At 58.1% G+C, this 14903-nt stretch carries 16 protein-coding genes; 9 read left to right on the top strand and 7 right to left on the bottom strand.

The window, feature by feature from the left end:
• Position 1: 1 nt before the first annotated feature.
• Genes AC2FJE_RS07145 through AC2FJE_RS07135 form a run of 3 tightly spaced genes read left to right on the top strand, consistent with a single transcriptional unit; the run spans position 2 to position 2093 of the window.
• Positions 2-682 (top strand): molecular chaperone DjiA, encoded by a 681-nt coding sequence (locus AC2FJE_RS07145; RefSeq protein WP_058275662.1) that lies wholly within the window; start codon positions 2-4, stop codon positions 680-682.
• Between the two features lie 3 nt (positions 683-685).
• The gene (locus tag AC2FJE_RS07140; protein WP_496755062.1) at positions 686-1681 is read left to right on the top strand and encodes an endonuclease/exonuclease/phosphatase family protein; all 996 of its coding nucleotides are present in this window, start codon (positions 686-688) and stop codon (positions 1679-1681) included.
• Positions 1682-1718: 37 nt separating this feature from the next.
• A complete protein-coding gene (locus AC2FJE_RS07135; RefSeq protein WP_496755060.1) occupies positions 1719-2093 on the top strand; it encodes a hypothetical protein in 375 nt (124 codons plus the stop codon).
• A gap of 3 nt (positions 2094-2096) precedes the next feature.
• On the opposite strand, the gene AC2FJE_RS07130 is transcribed toward AC2FJE_RS07135, so the two are convergent.
• From AC2FJE_RS07130 to AC2FJE_RS07110, 5 genes are all read right to left on the bottom strand, one after another.
• On the bottom strand, positions 2097-3641 hold the full coding sequence (locus AC2FJE_RS07130; RefSeq protein ID WP_282151657.1) for a Ppx/GppA family phosphatase: 1545 nt from the start codon (positions 3639-3641) through the stop codon (positions 2097-2099).
• Between the two features lie 49 nt (positions 3642-3690).
• Positions 3691-4380, bottom strand: a complete 690-nt coding sequence (locus tag AC2FJE_RS07125; protein WP_108859407.1) for an HdaA/DnaA family protein — start codon at positions 4378-4380, stop codon at positions 3691-3693.
• A gap of 1 nt (position 4381) precedes the next feature.
• Positions 4382-5455, bottom strand: coding sequence for an AI-2E family transporter (locus AC2FJE_RS07120; RefSeq protein ID WP_282168859.1), 1074 nt, complete (start codon positions 5453-5455; stop codon positions 4382-4384).
• A 90-nt stretch (positions 5456-5545) separates the two neighbouring features.
• A complete protein-coding gene (locus AC2FJE_RS07115) occupies positions 5546-6520 on the bottom strand; it encodes an isopenicillin N synthase family dioxygenase (RefSeq protein ID WP_282168858.1) in 975 nt (324 codons plus the stop codon).
• Positions 6520-7884 (bottom strand): FAD-dependent oxidoreductase, encoded by a 1365-nt coding sequence (locus AC2FJE_RS07110; RefSeq protein WP_282168857.1) that lies wholly within the window; start codon positions 7882-7884, stop codon positions 6520-6522. Before AC2FJE_RS07110 ends, AC2FJE_RS07115 begins: the two co-directional genes overlap by 1 nt.
• Before the next feature lie 168 nt (positions 7885-8052).
• Between AC2FJE_RS07110 and proS the strand changes: the two genes are divergently transcribed.
• The gene (gene proS, locus AC2FJE_RS07105; protein ID WP_058276849.1) at positions 8053-9393 is read left to right on the top strand and encodes a proline--tRNA ligase; all 1341 of its coding nucleotides are present in this window, start codon (positions 8053-8055) and stop codon (positions 9391-9393) included.
• Positions 9377-10270, top strand: coding sequence for a glycosyltransferase family 2 protein (locus AC2FJE_RS07100; protein WP_496760816.1), 894 nt, complete (start codon positions 9377-9379; stop codon positions 10268-10270). Before proS ends, AC2FJE_RS07100 begins: the two co-directional genes overlap by 17 nt.
• 5 nt (positions 10271-10275) lie before the next feature.
• On the opposite strand, the gene AC2FJE_RS07095 is transcribed toward AC2FJE_RS07100, so the two are convergent.
• The gene (locus AC2FJE_RS07095) at positions 10276-10626 is read right to left on the bottom strand and encodes a hypothetical protein (RefSeq protein ID WP_058275672.1); all 351 of its coding nucleotides are present in this window, start codon (positions 10624-10626) and stop codon (positions 10276-10278) included.
• A 337-nt stretch (positions 10627-10963) separates the two neighbouring features.
• Here AC2FJE_RS07095 and AC2FJE_RS07090 point away from each other — a divergent pair, with 337 nt between their 5' ends.
• From AC2FJE_RS07090 to AC2FJE_RS07080, 3 genes are all read left to right on the top strand, one after another.
• Complete coding sequence (locus tag AC2FJE_RS07090) at positions 10964-11950, top strand: DUF6492 family protein (protein ID WP_496760815.1); 987 nt, start codon at positions 10964-10966, stop codon at positions 11948-11950.
• Between the two features lie 64 nt (positions 11951-12014).
• The gene (locus AC2FJE_RS07085) at positions 12015-13310 is read left to right on the top strand and encodes a lipoprotein-releasing ABC transporter permease subunit (RefSeq protein ID WP_496760814.1); all 1296 of its coding nucleotides are present in this window, start codon (positions 12015-12017) and stop codon (positions 13308-13310) included.
• Positions 13303-13989 carry an ABC transporter ATP-binding protein gene (locus AC2FJE_RS07080; protein ID WP_496755045.1) on the top strand — a complete coding sequence of 229 codons (687 nt, stop codon included), beginning with the start codon at positions 13303-13305 and terminating at the stop codon, positions 13987-13989. Before AC2FJE_RS07085 ends, AC2FJE_RS07080 begins: the two co-directional genes overlap by 8 nt.
• Here the strand turns inward: AC2FJE_RS07080 and AC2FJE_RS07075 are convergent.
• On the bottom strand, positions 13973-14410 hold the full coding sequence (locus tag AC2FJE_RS07075) for a DMT family transporter (RefSeq protein ID WP_058275676.1): 438 nt from the start codon (positions 14408-14410) through the stop codon (positions 13973-13975). The two genes, AC2FJE_RS07080 and AC2FJE_RS07075, sit on opposite strands and share 17 nt — an antisense overlap.
• Before the next feature lie 92 nt (positions 14411-14502).
• Between AC2FJE_RS07075 and AC2FJE_RS07070 the strand changes: the two genes are divergently transcribed.
• A complete protein-coding gene (locus AC2FJE_RS07070; RefSeq protein WP_496695962.1) occupies positions 14503-14901 on the top strand; it encodes a c-type cytochrome in 399 nt (132 codons plus the stop codon).
• The last annotated feature ends 2 nt before the right edge of the window (positions 14902-14903 follow it).

Below are 14903 nucleotides of genomic sequence, written 5' to 3'. Positions count from 1 at the left end.
CATGTCGATCTGGATCCGTATATCCGATGCGCTAAGCGCGCTTGCCCAGGGTGAAAGCCTTACCGCAGTCTTTGAAAAGCTGCGCTCGCCGCCCGAACGGTCGGTGGCTTTCACCATCGCTGTGATCGCCTTGGGTGCGAAAATGGCCAAGGCGGATGGGCAGGTGACGCGGGATGAGGTCACGGCGTTTCGTGACGTGTTCCAGATTGCCCGCGATGATGAGGAAGGCGCGGCGCGCGTATTCAACATGGCCCGTACAGATGTCGCGGGTTATCAGGACTACGCCCGCAAGATCGCGCGCATGTTTTCCGAAGACAGCACCACGTTGTGCGATTTGATGGAGGGGTTGTTCCACATCGCCATGGCAGACGGGTTCTATCACCCCAACGAAAACGAGTTTCTGGAAGAGGTCAGCCATATTTTCGGCCAGACCGATGCGCAGTTCATGGCCTTGCGTGCCCGTTTTGTGCCTGATGCGCCCAATGATCCTTACACGGTTCTTGGGGTGCCACGGGACATGCCGTTACCCGATATTCGCAAGGTTTGGCGGCAACTTGTGCGCGAAACGCATCCCGATGCGATGTTGGCACGTGGTGTCCCAGAAGAGGCCGTACGTTTGGCAGAAAAGAAGATGATCGACATCAACCGCGCCTGGGACGAAATCAACGGCGCGCAGGCCTGAGGCATGCGCCTCGCGACTTATAACATCGAGTGGTTCGCCAATCTGTTTGATCGTCATGACGAACTGATCGCCGATGACAGTTGGTCAGGTCGCCATGATGTCACCAAGGCGCAACAGATCGAGGCTATCGCCAAAGTTTTGACGGCGATCGATGCGGATGCTGTGCTGGTTGTCGAAGCACCAAACACAGGGAAATCTCAGAACACGGTCCGCGCGCAACAAAACTTTGCCGAGGCTTTCGATCTGCGCACCAGCGAAGCCGTGATGGGATTTGCCAACGATACACATCAAGAACTGGCTTTGTTGTATGACCCGCGCGTTCTGACGGTGCGACATGATCCAAAAGACGGAGGGCAACGGGCTCCGCGTTTCGACCAGGTGTTTCACATCGACCTCGATATCGACGCAACCGAGGATCAGGTGCAGTTTTCCAAGCCGCCTATGGAATTGGCAGTTGAAACCAAGGCAGGCGAACGGTTCCGTCTTATTGGCGCGCATCTGAAGTCAAAGGCGCCTCATGGGGCGGAAACCCGCGATGCGGCGATCCGCATCTCGATCGCCAATCGCCGGAAACAGCTGGCTCAGGCGATCTGGCTGGGCAGGCGGATCAAGGCGCATCTGGCGGCTGATGAACAGGTGATCTTAATGGGCGATCTGAACGATGGTCCGGGGCTGGACGAATTTGAAAACTTGTTTGGTCGCTCTTCGGTTGAAATCCTGCTGCAATCGGGGGTGTTCGACCCCCACGCGGATACGGCCTTCGGGTCAGAACCGGGTGAACGCCCGTCTACCGCGCGCTTTTATCGGCCCCAAGATCGCGGGTATCTTGAGGCGTTGTTGGACTATATTATGATCAGCGATGGGTTAAAGGATCGTCGCCCGGTCTGGCGCATATGGCATCCGTTTCGCGATCCGGCTTGCCGTGATGCGCAGGATCTACATGAAGCGTTGCTAACCGCGTCTGACCATTTCCCTGTCACTCTGGATATCGAGCTGTGACCTTCCAACCGACTTTTAGTTGCCCTATGTTTTGGATATGAGACGTTTCATTCCAATCTGCGCGCTGACCGTCACTTTTGCCCTTCCGGCCTCTGCCGAGGAAGAGGGGAACAAATCCCTGATGGAGCAGGGGGCAGAGCTGTTCTTTGAAGGCTTGCGCCAGGAGATGGAGCCTGCATTGGATGAACTGCTGGGACTCGCTGAACAGTTTGGCCCTGCAATGCAGTCATTTATTGCGGAAATGGGGCCCGCCTTGGCCGAGCTGGCAGATGAGATTGAGGATTGGAGCGCCTATGAAACTCCCGAGATCCTGCCTAACGGCGATATAATTATCCGCAAAAAGCCGCCGCAGGACCCAGAGATACAGCCAGAGATCCCTGAAGGCCCGCCCGAGGGCGAAACCGAGATTTGATATCTAGTCCCGGATGATGACGCGGGTTTCGGATTTCAAAGCGTTGCCGAGTGACTTTAGCCGTGCCTCGGCCACTTCGTTGAACAGGGGGCGTGCTGCAGTTGGCAAGAACAGGTCCAGTTGTTGCTTCTTGGGGTAAAATTTTAAAGTCGCCATCGGCGCATCGTTCTGCATCCACAGCATAGCACCAAACCGCATGGCCTTTCCCAAAATCTCGGCCTGTTTTTGATCTTTCTCGTCTAGGAGTTCGTACAATGCGGTGAACCGGTTGCCCTCGCGTTTGTTGCGATACCGGTGCTGCAGGGCCAGCCCGATATAGACTCGTTCTGAGTGCTTCAAGCCGCCCAGATTGGCACGTGTGACGTAGTCGAAACAGACCTCGGCGCGATAGTCAGGATGTGCGCGCCAGCTGACGTCGTGCAACAGACAGGCCGCCTTTATCAGGCGGATGCGCGCGGGTGGGGCTGATTTGAACAGCGGCATCACGAAATCGAGCAGATGTTTTCCGAAACCGGGCAGGCGGGCGTCCTTGGCTTCGGAAAAACGGCTCGCCTCGATCAACGGATCGCGGTCCCGCAGGTTTTGTGGCATCTGCTCGTAAAGCAGACCCTCGCGGATACCATAGCTGGAAATGGCGATATCCTTGGGTTTGAACGTGCGAATCAAGCGTGCCAGCACATCCATCGCATAGGGGATCAGCGCCATCCGTGATCCCGACACACCGGCTTTGCTGCGCAGCTTTTCCGGGTCACCTTTTTCGATGAATTTAATGGTCTCGCGCACCTGCTTGGTGGTCATGCGATATTCATGCAGCACGTTCAGGGGATAACCCCGACGCAGCATGTCCAGGCGCGCAAAGGCCCGCCAGCTTCCGCCCACTAGGAACAACCGGTCCCGTTGCGGCCCCATCTGGTCGCGCAGATCCTCCATCGTGGCTTTGATGTGCGCCTTGCGCGCACGCCGGCCACCTTTGATGTCCCGCAGTTTCAGCGGCCCCAGCACCGAGGTCAGGCGCCGGCCGACGCCGCCGTCTCCGATCTCGGCTAATTCCATTGAGGACCCGCCGATGTCGCAGATCAGGCCATATGCGCCGGGCCATCCAAGCAGGACACCCTGCGCGGACAGGCGAGCCTCTTCATCGCCGTTAATGACCGATACGGTCAGGCCGGTTTCGGCTTTGACCTCAGCACAAAACTCGGGGCCATCCTCGGCCTCGCGCACGGCGGCGGTGGCGACGACATGTAGGCCGGGCAGGCCAAGGTCATCGGAGAGTTGGGCAAACCGACCCAAAGCAGCCAGAGCGCGCTTGCGACCCGTAGGGTTGAGCCGCCCCGTGTCCGAAAGGCCCGCGCCGAGCTCGCACATCACTTTTTCGTTGTAGAAATATGCCGGTGAGCGCGCGGCGCCGTCAAAGATCACCATCCGGACTGAGTTTGATCCGACGTCAACCACGCCCACGCGTGACAGAGCTCGGGCTTGGGGGTCATCAAAGAGGGGCTTTCCGAACGGACCCCAGTCAGGGATTTCGGTAACGACAGTCTGATCCATGTCTCTTCCAGATATTCCGCGTGCAGAATGCGAGATGACCCGGCGTGGGTCAATTCCCAGATTGGATATCATCTAAATCTGCGCTCAAAACACGCACCGCCAAGGCGCGGGTAATGTCGCGCTTTTCCGATAGGGCAAGCTGGTCCAGTTGCGCCACAACACTGGCGGCAGTTTCAAAGCGCCGGTCCATATGTTTGACCAAATAGGCGATGACCTCAGGGCTGGGGTTCAATTGCCGGTCTACGAACAGCTTGGCCAGAACCGCGCCCAGCAATGCATCATCCGGAGGATCCAGTGCCACGTGATGCGCGCCCTCGATCCGGCTTTGGAGATCGGGCAGCGGAAGTTGCCAGAAATTAGGGGCAAGCCGTCCAGTCATAAGAAGGGCGTTACCTTCGGCCAACACAAGATTGTGCAAGTGAAACAGTGTTTTCTGTTGTTCTAAGTCGTCCGCGATCATCGGGACGTCTTCAACCGCGACAGGCGCGCGTGCCAGATCCGGCACGTCTTCGTGACGCACATCCGTGGCCTTAAAAATCCGACCACCGGTTTCCGCTGCCCAGACATGTGCCAGATGGGTTTTACCTGCGCCCGCAGGGCCGCTCAGAACCAGTTTGTTGCCCGGCCAGGACGTGGCCGAGATCATGGCAACCGCAAGTGCATTCGCGGGAGAGACGAAAAAATCCTCACGCCCCAGCGCAGTTTTCGCCGGAAGATCAAAGCTTAGCTGAAGGGCCATCCTACAGGTCTTCCTGATCCGCGCTTTCGAGGCCGGTATACAGGCGGCTGCCCAAATAGACCGATGTTGCGTACCGCGCCAGCACTCCCAGCGCTGCGGCAACGGGCACCGCGATCAGCATCCCGACAAAGCCGAACAAGGCACCGAAAACTGACAGAGCCAGCAGCAACCATACTGGGTGCAAACCCACTGAGCTACCTACAAGCTTTGGCGTCAGGAAATTGCCTTCGGTTACCTGGCCCAGCGCAAAGATTCCGGCAACCAGACCGATATGCGCCCAATCCCCCCAGAACTGGAACAGCGCCAGACCGATGGCCAGCGTGCCACCGATAAGCGCGCCGAGGTAGGGAATGAATGTGACCAGACCCGCGATGAAACCGACGATCAGTCCGAACTGCAGGCCGACCGCCATCAGGGCTACGGCGTAATAGGTGCCAAGGATCAGGCAGACCGTGCCCATACCGCGCACGAATGAGGCCAGAACGGCGTCAATTTCGCCGGCCAGGCGTTTGATCGTGGGGGCGTGATCTCGGGGCAGCAGATCCCCGATCCGGGCGATCATGCGGTCCCAGTCCAGCAGCATGTAGACGGCCACAACCGGAACAATGACCAACAGAACTACGACGTTGATCGCCGAACCCAATGAGGCAGCTACGGATTGCAATACATCGCCTGTTTTGGACTTCAGCGTTTCGCCCAAAGAGACAAGGAATTGATGCGAGTTGGATTCGCGGTCCAGAAGGGACGGGAACTGTTGTTCGATGAAACTGCGCAGCTGTTGGAACAGGCTTGGCATAACCTCGACCAATTCGATCAACTGGGTAATCAGCGCGGGAACGACCATCAGGATCGCCAGAGCAAAGCCCAAAATACCGACAACCGTTATTATCGCAGTAGCCGCCATGCGCGACAGGCCCAGATTTTCCAAACGATCTGCGAGCGGATCAAGGAAATAGGCGATCGCACCGCCAATCACAAACGGTAGTAAAACGTCGCCAAGCGCCCATAGGCAAAGCACAAAAATGACAGCCGCGACGCCCCAGTATCTGAGTTGATCCTTTACCGGCAAGGCCATGCTCGTCCCCTTGTTCTTGGCTCTTACTGGTGTTCTTGGCGTAAGCGGCCACGTGATGCAAGCGGTTCATGCCATGGAAATTTCCAAGGATTATGAGCTGAGCGTCCCAAGCTCGGGTGTATCGACGGTGGCATTTTCATCGGGCCAGTTGGTGCGCCAGATTTCGGCGGACCAATGTCCGCAATGAACAGATGGTCGATCAAAGCCGGGCAGGAGCGGCAGTAGCGGTTCAACGACCACGTCATGACGCGGAACTGCGAAATAAGGGAAGGAATAGCGTTCTTTGCCAGATTTATTGACCACCCGATGCGGAGTGGATTTAAGCTGACCGCCGGACCAAAGCTCAAGCATATCGCCGATATTCACGATGAAACCGCCGGGAGGGCAATCCGGGGTGATCCATCCGCCATCCCTGGTCTGCACCTCAAGCCCGCCGACGGGGTCGGGGGCAATGATGGTCAGGGCATCGGTGTCCTTGTGCGGATGAATGCCAAAGCCTTCCTCATCCGGGGCCTGCGGCGGATAGTGCAACAGTGTCATGTTGGTCATGGGGGTTGCAAAAGCCGCTTTCAGGACGTTGGGCTTCAGACCCAAGCCGATTTCAAGCGCGCCCAGCAGCAGTTCGGCCACGTGGTCCAGTTGCGACCAATACTCCAATATCACTTCCCGCGCGCCCGGTACCTCCGCTGGCCAGAGGTTCGGGCCATAAAGGGCACAGTCATCGCGAACCGGGTGGTCCTCGGAAACCTCGAAATGCAGCTTGTAACCTTCGTATTTGTCCGCTTTGCCCGAGCCATCATTGGGCGTGAAGAAACCCATGGGGATATATCCGCGATAGTTGTCGCGGGTGATCGCCTGATCCCACTTGCTCTGTTCATCGATGTCAAAGATCGCGCGCGTCTTGACGCGGACCTGATCAACGGTGTCAGGCGAAACCCCAGTGCCTGTGATGGAGAGAAAGCCGATGTCGGTGCAGGCGTCCAATATCCGCTGAACGGTTGCGTCATGGTCCGGATGGGCCGTGTCTTTCAGTGGAGAGATGTCGATCGTCGGGATTGATTGCATCAGTGAATCCTCACGCCTTGCCGATCCAGTTCGGCGTGAACAGGGGCGAGGTTCAACTCGTGCAGGTCCCGATTGCTTTTCAGCGACATGGCTGCGGCAATTCCTGCACCCTGACCCATGACCGCGCAGCAAGCCATATTGCGCGTCGCGGCATGGGCAACCTTGTCGGCACCGTGCGAACGGCCCGCTACCAGCAGCCCTTTGACACCTTTGGGCAGCATCGAGCGATAGGGGACCTGCATATATCGCCCGGTAGTCGGGAGGATGAGGATGCCATAGCCATCAATGAATTCAGGGTAGATGCCGATCGTGTCCTCAAACCGGCCCTGATGGCGGGCGTCATCTTCAGTCATGTTATAGACCGCGTCGATCTTCCGCGTGTCGCGAATGCCGATGGTCATCCCAAAATTGCGCAACCGAGCATTCTCGCAACCTGGCATGAACCGGCGCAGCGCCTCGATTGCCAGCATGGATTGGCGGCGGCCTTCAATCTCGCCCTTCGTCAGACTGTCGGGGTCGGTCCCGTCGATTTCGCCCAGATGGATGAGGTTCATGTAAGTGAGCTCGCCCGTGTCGTGCATTGCGCCCCATGTGCCCGCGATGGTGTTCAGATGCGGCGGGATCAGGCCCTGATCGATGGCCTGCTGGAACGGCTTGTGCACGAAGGGAGAGAACATGTCGTCTTCTTTGCCCGAAGTTTCGATGTTCCACTCGCCGCCGCCGCCCCAATCCTTGTAGGTCTGCGGATCGGCTTTGACACCTTCCATGAACGCGCGCTTGTCGACACCGGCCAGATGGAACATGACCGAGGCGGCCATCATGTCTTCGCGGGCGGTTTTGTGGGTTGGCGCGCCTGCGCGGTGGGCTACATCGGCGTCGCCGGTGGCGTCGATCACCAACTTGGCCAGGATCGCTTCGCGCCCTGCTTTGGATTCAGTGATGATGCCGGTGATCCGGTCACCTTCCATGATCGGAGCGACGAATTGCCGGTGCAGCATCGGATGAACGCCTGCCTCTTCAACCAGCTTGTCGGCCACTAGCTTAAAACCTTCGCTGTCCAACTCATAGCTCAGCGACTGGCTCTCTGGTACGGCCGCACCCATGTCCTTGGCGCGGGTCTCGAACTCCATGCCGATTCCACCAGCTTCGACCGTCTGTTCATGGCGATACCAGGCGAAGCCCTCAACGCCCACGGCGGTGATGTTGCCACCCATGCAGCCGAAGCGGTCGACCAGCGACACCTCGACCCCGGCCCGAGCGGCGGCCAGCGCGGCGGCCAGCCCTGCCGGTCCTGACCCGACCACAAGAACGTCTGTCTGATGAACAACCGGTATTTGACGCGCGGGTTCCTGAATGGTTTGCATGGGTGCCCCCTGGAATTGGTATTTCAGTCACAATTGAAAACCCTGACTGGCGGGTCAATCAAAAAACCGACTGGCCCGAGGTCGCAAATTAACCAATGCATGATTGCCCCCGGCGGGGCTTTGGCATAAGCAACTTTGAAGTCCAAATTCACCTTCAAAGGTTCACCAATGCGCCTCAGCCGTTACTTTCTGCCCGTTCTCAAGGAAAACCCCTCCGAGGCCCAGATCGTCAGCCACCGGCTGATGCTGCGCGCCGGGATGATCAAGCAAGCTGCTGCCGGAATTTATTCATGGTTGCCGCTGGGTTTCAAAGTGCTGCGTAAGCTGGAAAACATCATCCATGAAGAGCAGGCACGCGCTGGCCACATCGCGATCCAGATGCCCATCATCCAGTCGGCGGACCTGTGGCGCGAATCCGGGCGGTATGATGACTACGGTCAGGAAATGCTGCGCATGAAAGACCGGCATGACCGGGATATGCTGTTCACACCGACTGCCGAAGAACTGGTCACCGACATCTTCCGCGGTCATGTGAGTAGCTACAAAGACTTGCCGCTGACGCTGTACCAAATCCAGTGGAAGTTCCGCGACGAAATCCGCCCCCGTTTCGGCGTAATGCGCGGACGTGAGTTCTATATGAAGGACGGGTACAATTTCGACCTGACCAAAGAAGACTCGCTGCACGCCTATAACCGCCATCTGGTCACATATCTGCGCACCTATGAGCGCATGGGTCTGCAAGCCATACCGATGCGTGCCGATTCCGGCCCTATCGGTGGCGACAACACGCACGAGTTCCTCGTTCTGGCCGATACCGGTGAATCTGAGGTGTTCTATGACAGTGCAGTCACCGATCTGACCTTTGGTGATCGTCAGATCGACTATGACAGTCACGAGCAGTGTCAGGCCATTCTCGAGGAGTTCACCTCGAAATACGCGCGCACGGATGAAACCCATGACGAGGCGCTGTTCAATCAGGTCCCCGAAGAGCGTCGCCGTGTGGCGCGCGGGATCGAGGTTGGTCAGATCTTCTACTTCGGCACCAAGTATTCCGAAGCCATGGGCGCAACTGTTCAAGGCCCCGATGGAAAGCCGGTTCCTGTTCACATGGGCAGCCACGGTATCGGCGTCAGCCGCCTGATCGGCGCGATCATCGAGGCCAGCCATGACGACAAGGGCATCATCTGGCCCGAAGGCGTGACTCCGTTCCATTGCGGTATCGTCAACCTGAAACAGGGTGATGACGAGGCCGACGCCGCCTGTAACAAGATCTACGGCGCGCTGACTGCGCTGGGCCTCGACCCGTTGTATGATGACCGTAAGGAACGGGCAGGGGGCAAGTTCGCCACTATGGACCTGATCGGTCTGCCCTGGCGTATCACCGTTGGCCCGCGCGGGCTGAAAAACGGAGTAGTTGAACTGACCTGTCGCCGTACAGGCGAAAGCGAGGAGATGTCCCCCGAAGCCGCCGTCACCAAGATCGCCGAGATCTATGAGCGCATCGCCTGATACCTCAGACGCGCCGCTAATCTCGGTCATCACCGCGACCTATGACCTGCTATCGCAAGGACGGCAGGACAGTTTTCGCGAGGTGATTGAGTGCATGGCGCGTCAGAATTGCGACTGGGCTGAGCATATCGTTCAGGATGGGGCCTCGACCGATGGTACGGTCGAGGTTCTACAGGACCTGACTGCGGACGCAGCTCGCACTCGGCTGATTAGCGAACCGGATACCGGTTTGTATGACGCGATGAACAAGGGGGCGCAGGCCGCGCGAGGGGAATATCTGTTGTTCCTGAACTCGGATGACTCGCTGGCATCCGACGACATTTTGAACATCGCCGCTGATCGGCTTGAAGCGACACAGCCGGATTTCCTGTTCGGCTCGACCCTGCGCCGGTTCGAGGATGGGTCGGAAAGCCGAGAGAAACGGATGTCGCTGACAGCGATTCTGCAGCGGATGCCGTTCTGTCATAACTCTGTGTTGCTGAAGCGGGATGTGTTTTTGGCGCTGGGCGGACATGACACTCAATTTAGCGTCGCGGCCGATTACGATCTGATGTTACGCCTTTTGACCGAAGGGTATCAGGGCGAGCGCATTGACGACCCGATATCCATGTTCTGGGGCAGGGGCGCTACGAGCGACGATGCCGCAACAGCGGAAGACTACGCCCGTGTCTGGATGAATTACTACAGCGGGTACAGGTCGGCCGATGGCCTAACACAGTCCGATTTCGCTCGATATTACCGACGCGGTCACATGCCCACGGCCCTGATCCTTGAGCGCTTGTTAAAGCCCGGCACGTCGGATGCCATCAAAGCCGCCGCGCGCCATAGTCTGTGGAAGACGACACGCCGATCCGTTCAGTTCTGGCGCAGCTTTTAGGCGCGTCAGGCTGTCGGTCGGGCGGTCAGAACATCTCCGTCTGCCTCATGGCCCCGTGCGACAACGACTGGACGGCCCAGCCGTCGCACCAAATCCCTGAACTCAAGGCCCAGAAAGCGCAGACCGCAAATCCGGTCTCCGGTAGTTTGATCGGTTAGGCACATCCGTCCATCCCGGAAGACCAGGCGATACCCCTTGTCGTTCAGGATGTCGGTCAGACCAGCCCAGCTTGCCGCGCTGGCAAAGATCGGAAGGATCGTTGCTCGCAGTAGAACTGCGGATTCACAATCCAGTTCTGTTGATGTTTGTCGGACCGAAAATGCGTCCGGTTGTTCAGTTTCAATTCGAATACTCATGAGCGACCCCCGCTCTAAAAAATGTATTCCCCCACAATCAGGGTGACAAAGTTTCCAAAAATAAGCAAAACGCGAAATAAAGTTGCGTTTCAAATGTTGCATTTTGAGTTCAGTTTGCCTCGCCATGCTCACATTGACTTCATACCTGAAACAATACCGGGCTGTCTGTGAAGAGCGTCACAACCGGGGGTATATTTTGGTGGCGGACGATCTCCTTAAATTCGTGTGACCGTTCGACCCGTGGCCCTACTGATTCGCATTTTCGAGGCTTTGAGAGTGAATTTGACCGCGCCGAAATTGCTGATAAACCGAGCAAAACGATGAAAGGGCCCGCGCTGTGCTGAGTTTCGCGACCGTCGTGTATTCCAAGGACTTTCCCCTGCTTGAACTTCAGGCGCTGTCTTTTGCCCGTTTTGTCGATCCGGACATGGTTTCGTCGATTCACGTGATCATGAATGACTGCGACGAAGATACGCTCAGGGCAAAAATCGAACCCCTTTTGGCTTCATACGGCCCACTGCGATCCAAGGTTCAGGTCCTGGGCGGCGATGACCTGTTGTTGCAGCCCGGTCAGTACGCGGGGCGATCCTTGTCGGATCGGATCATGATCGAAAATCGGTTTCGTATTCCCGGCATTCGCAGGCAGGGGTGGCGCGGGTCCAACGGGTATCGCAGTCAGCAAGTTCTGAAGCTGGGCGCCGCGCGCGTTGCGGCGTCCGAGAACATGGTTATCCTGGACACCAAGAACGTCTTTCTGCGCAGCTTTGATCCGACTGAGTTCTTTGCTGACAATGGTGCGGCGCGTATCGCTTTCATCGACGTCCAAAGCGATTACCACCGCAATTGGCTGGTCGAGAGCCTTGATGCACTGGGCGCGTCAGGTACCGACCTCAACGGGTTAAGGACCACGACATTTGCGACCCCTTTCGCGATGCGCCGATCCTTGGCCTTGGCGCTGTTGGACGAGATCAACGATCGGTATGGCTCGGTGCAGGCGTTGTTTGGATCGCGCAGGCGGCCGTCCGAGTTCATGCTGCTGAATGCGTTCTGCCTCAAGTCACCTGATGGCTATGCACCGTGGTTCGAGGACCACGCGCAATGCAATATCGGGCTCTGGCCGACCTATTCGCCCGAGGAAATGGCATCGCAGTTGGCGATGCTGGATGATCCCGCTGCATTGACGTTGGGTCTGCATAACCGCGCCTTGTCGCTGTTGCCCGGCGATCTGCGTGATCGTGTGTTTTCCGAGTTGGAAGACAGGGGTATTTGTACCCGACCGCGCGCCGAAGAGGTGCTAAACCGCGCGGCGACGCTGACCGGCTGACAACCGGCTTGACCATCCGGTGAAATGCCGAAAGGGTCGCGACAACAAAATAACCGGAGCAGGCATGGCCAGAACACCCCCGCCCTTTGCCCTATTTGAGTGGAAAATCGCGTGGCGTTACCTGCGCGCGCGCCGTGCCGAAGGTGGCGTGAGCGTCATGACGTGGATTTCCCTGATCGGGATCACGCTGGCCGTCTTTGCCCTGATTGCCACTCTGGCCGTCCGTTCTGGATTTCGGTCCGAATTCGTCGGCACTATTCTGGGCGCAAACGCCCATGTGACTGTGTACTCCGCCGGAGAGTTTGATGCGCAGGGGCGCGTTGACCGCACAATCGCGGAATATGAAGAGATGACCAGCCGGATCGCGCAGGTTCCGGGCGTGGAACGTGCGGCCCCGCTGGTCAAAGGACAGGTCCTGATTACCAATCGCGATCGCAGCAGCGGGGTCGAGGTCTTTGGTATCCGCCCCGACGACCTGCGCGATCTGCCCGGCGTCGCGCAAAGCGAACAGGCCGTCGGTGATCTGACCCAGTTTCAAGACGGAGAGGATGTGATTGCCATTGGGTCCGGTGTGGCGCGCAGCATCGGAGCGACGGTCGGTGACAGCGTCAAGCTGACCTCACCCAATGGGGTGAAAACCGCCTTTGGGACGTCTCCGCGCGTGAACGCTTATCAGGTGGTCTATGTGTTCTCGGCCGGGCGGTATGACATCGACCGCACCCGCGTGTACATGCCGTTCACGCAAGCTCAGAGCTTTTTCAACCGCGACGGTGTGGCCGACGAGATCGAAGTGATGGTCGAACGGCCCGAGGACTTGAACCCGGTTCTGATCCCGATTCTCGAAGCTGCCGAGGGGCGCAGTCAGCTCTGGACGTGGCAGGATGCTTCGGGCGGGTTTCTGCGCGCGCTCGAGGTGGAAGACAACGTGATGTTCATCATCCTGTCGATCCTCGTCTTGATCGCGGCGATGAACATCGTGTCGGGCTTGATCATGCTGGTGAAAAACAAGGGGCGCGATATCGGTATCCTGCGCACCATTGGCCTGAGCGAAGGGTCGATCCTGCGGGTCTTTTTCATCTGCGGCGCGTTCACAGGCATCATCGGCACCATTATGGGCGTGATCCTCGGCTGCCTGTTTGCCATCTATATCGACCCGATATTCTCATTCGTGAACTACGTCATGGGCGGCGGCGTCTGGGATCCGTCCATTCGCGGCATCTACTCCTTACCCGCTGAATTGCACCTTTCAGATGTTCTCAAGGCAATTGGGCTGTCGTTGGGGCTGTCGTTCATTGTCACCTATTTCCCGGCCCGCCGCGCGGCGCGGCTGAACCCGGTTGAGGCGCTGCGCTATGAATGATCTGACGATGCGGCTGAACGGTCTGACCAAGACCTACCTCAAGGGCACTCCAGGTGAGGTGCAGGTGTTGCGTGGGGTCGATCTGGAATTGCGCGCAGGTGAGGCAGTAGCTTTGGTCGCGCCATCCGGGGCAGGCAAATCGACACTGTTGCACATTGCCGGACTGCTGGACAAACCGGATGAGGGGACCGTAGAAATCGCGGGCCAGAATGTAGCGGGTAGGGGGGATCGAACCCGTACTGCGCTTAGGCGGCAGGACGTTGGGTTCGTGTACCAGTTCCATCATTTGTTGCCCGAGTTTACCGCGCTGGAAAACATCACCCTGCCGCAACTGGCTAACGGTGTATCTGACAAAGCATCGCAGGACAGGTCGATGACCCTCCTGGACCGCGTTGGTGTTGCAGCAAGGGCCGATCACCGCCCCGCCGCCTTATCGGGGGGCGAGCAGCAACGTGTTGCGTTTTGTCGGGCCTTGGCAAACAAGCCGCGCGTTTTGCTGGCGGATGAGCCGACTGGAAACTTGGATCCCGAAACCTCGGATCAGGTATTTGGTGCGTTGATGTCGCTGGTTCGGGATGAAGGGCTTTCAGCGTTGATTGCCACGCATAACATGGATCTGGCCGCGCGGATGGACCGAAAACTGCGGCTGGAGGCGGGCGTTCTTAAGCCAGTTGAGTGATGGCGACACCGGCCGCCATCACGGCGATGCCCCCGGCCCGTATCCATGTCAGCGGCGTGACCTGAGCACCAAACAGGCCAAAATGATCGATGGCCGCCGTGCTGATCAGCTGTCCCAGCAGAACAAAGAACACTGCGTTGCCGACCCCGAAATGGGGGGCAACATGCGTGATCGACAGAACATAAAACGCAATCAAAACACCGGCCAGCAACAAGTGTTTCGGGGCTTGGGCCACTTTGGATAGCGCTTCCATTCCTGGAAACAGCAGCATGACCAGGGCTGACGCCACGAACGCGATGGCAAACAGGACTACGCCGGCGGTTGTCGGGGACCCGATCAGCTTGCCCAGTGCGGCATTCAAAGCCGCCAGAATCGGAACGCCGATCCCGGCCGCCAGCATAATGGCTGCGTATTGTGTCATTGCCCGTATCCTCCCGCTTCGTTGATCTGGATCATTGCGCCAAGCCGCCCGGCGGGCAAGCCTGCAAATGTCAATCGTGACAGGAGGATGCGATGATCAGACCGATGTTCAGGGCCGTTTGTGCGAGTGTTGCTGCGTTGGCGTCTCCGGCCATGGCGCAGAACGTTGAAACCGGTGCCGAACTCTATCAGCATTATTGTGCGACTTGTCATGGGATCGATGCGACCGGGCATGGACCAATGGCTGGTGTGTTGGTGATACAGCCGACTGATCTGACCCTGCTGGCATCCAGGGATGGAGTATTCCCAACAGCCCGTGTTGTGGCGCGTATCGACGGGCGTGATCCCTTGGTCAGTCATGGCAGCCCGATGCCGGTTTACGGTCCTTATTTCGACGGGCAGGATACCACGATGAAAACACCCGATGGGCAGCCGATCCTGACCAGTCAGCCGATTGTGGATCTGGTGGCTTATCTGGAGACGCTGCAATAAGG

This window comes from Ruegeria sp. CDSC002, assembly GCF_059610905.1.
This window is presented reverse-complemented; position numbering and strand designations above follow the sequence as displayed.

Bases quoted from the DNA above. Each gene is read 5' to 3' on its own strand.
- AC2FJE_RS07145 (WP_058275662.1), top strand. From the start codon at position 2: ATGTCGATCTGGATCCGTATATCCGATGCGCTAAGCGCGCTTGCCCAG.
- AC2FJE_RS07140 (WP_496755062.1), top strand. From the start codon at position 686: ATGCGCCTCGCGACTTATAACATCGAGTGGTTCGCCAATCTGTTTGAT.
- AC2FJE_RS07135 (WP_496755060.1), top strand. From the start codon at position 1,719: ATGAGACGTTTCATTCCAATCTGCGCGCTGACCGTCACTTTTGCCCTT.
- AC2FJE_RS07130 (WP_282151657.1), bottom strand. From the start codon at position 3,641: ATGGATCAGACTGTCGTTACCGAAATCCCTGACTGGGGTCCGTTCGGA.
- AC2FJE_RS07125 (WP_108859407.1), bottom strand. From the start codon at position 4,380: ATGGCCCTTCAGCTAAGCTTTGATCTTCCGGCGAAAACTGCGCTGGGG.
- AC2FJE_RS07120 (WP_282168859.1), bottom strand. From the start codon at position 5,455: ATGGCCTTGCCGGTAAAGGATCAACTCAGATACTGGGGCGTCGCGGCT.
- AC2FJE_RS07115 (WP_282168858.1), bottom strand. From the start codon at position 6,520: ATGCAATCAATCCCGACGATCGACATCTCTCCACTGAAAGACACGGCC.
- AC2FJE_RS07110 (WP_282168857.1), bottom strand. From the start codon at position 7,884: ATGCAAACCATTCAGGAACCCGCGCGTCAAATACCGGTTGTTCATCAG.
- proS (WP_058276849.1), top strand. From the start codon at position 8,053: ATGCGCCTCAGCCGTTACTTTCTGCCCGTTCTCAAGGAAAACCCCTCC.
- AC2FJE_RS07100 (WP_496760816.1), top strand. From the start codon at position 9,377: ATGAGCGCATCGCCTGATACCTCAGACGCGCCGCTAATCTCGGTCATC.
- AC2FJE_RS07095 (WP_058275672.1), bottom strand. From the start codon at position 10,626: ATGAGTATTCGAATTGAAACTGAACAACCGGACGCATTTTCGGTCCGA.
- AC2FJE_RS07085 (WP_496760814.1), top strand. From the start codon at position 12,015: ATGGCCAGAACACCCCCGCCCTTTGCCCTATTTGAGTGGAAAATCGCG.
- AC2FJE_RS07080 (WP_496755045.1), top strand. From the start codon at position 13,303: ATGAATGATCTGACGATGCGGCTGAACGGTCTGACCAAGACCTACCTC.
- AC2FJE_RS07075 (WP_058275676.1), bottom strand. From the start codon at position 14,410: ATGACACAATACGCAGCCATTATGCTGGCGGCCGGGATCGGCGTTCCG.
- AC2FJE_RS07070 (WP_496695962.1), top strand. From the start codon at position 14,503: ATGATCAGACCGATGTTCAGGGCCGTTTGTGCGAGTGTTGCTGCGTTG.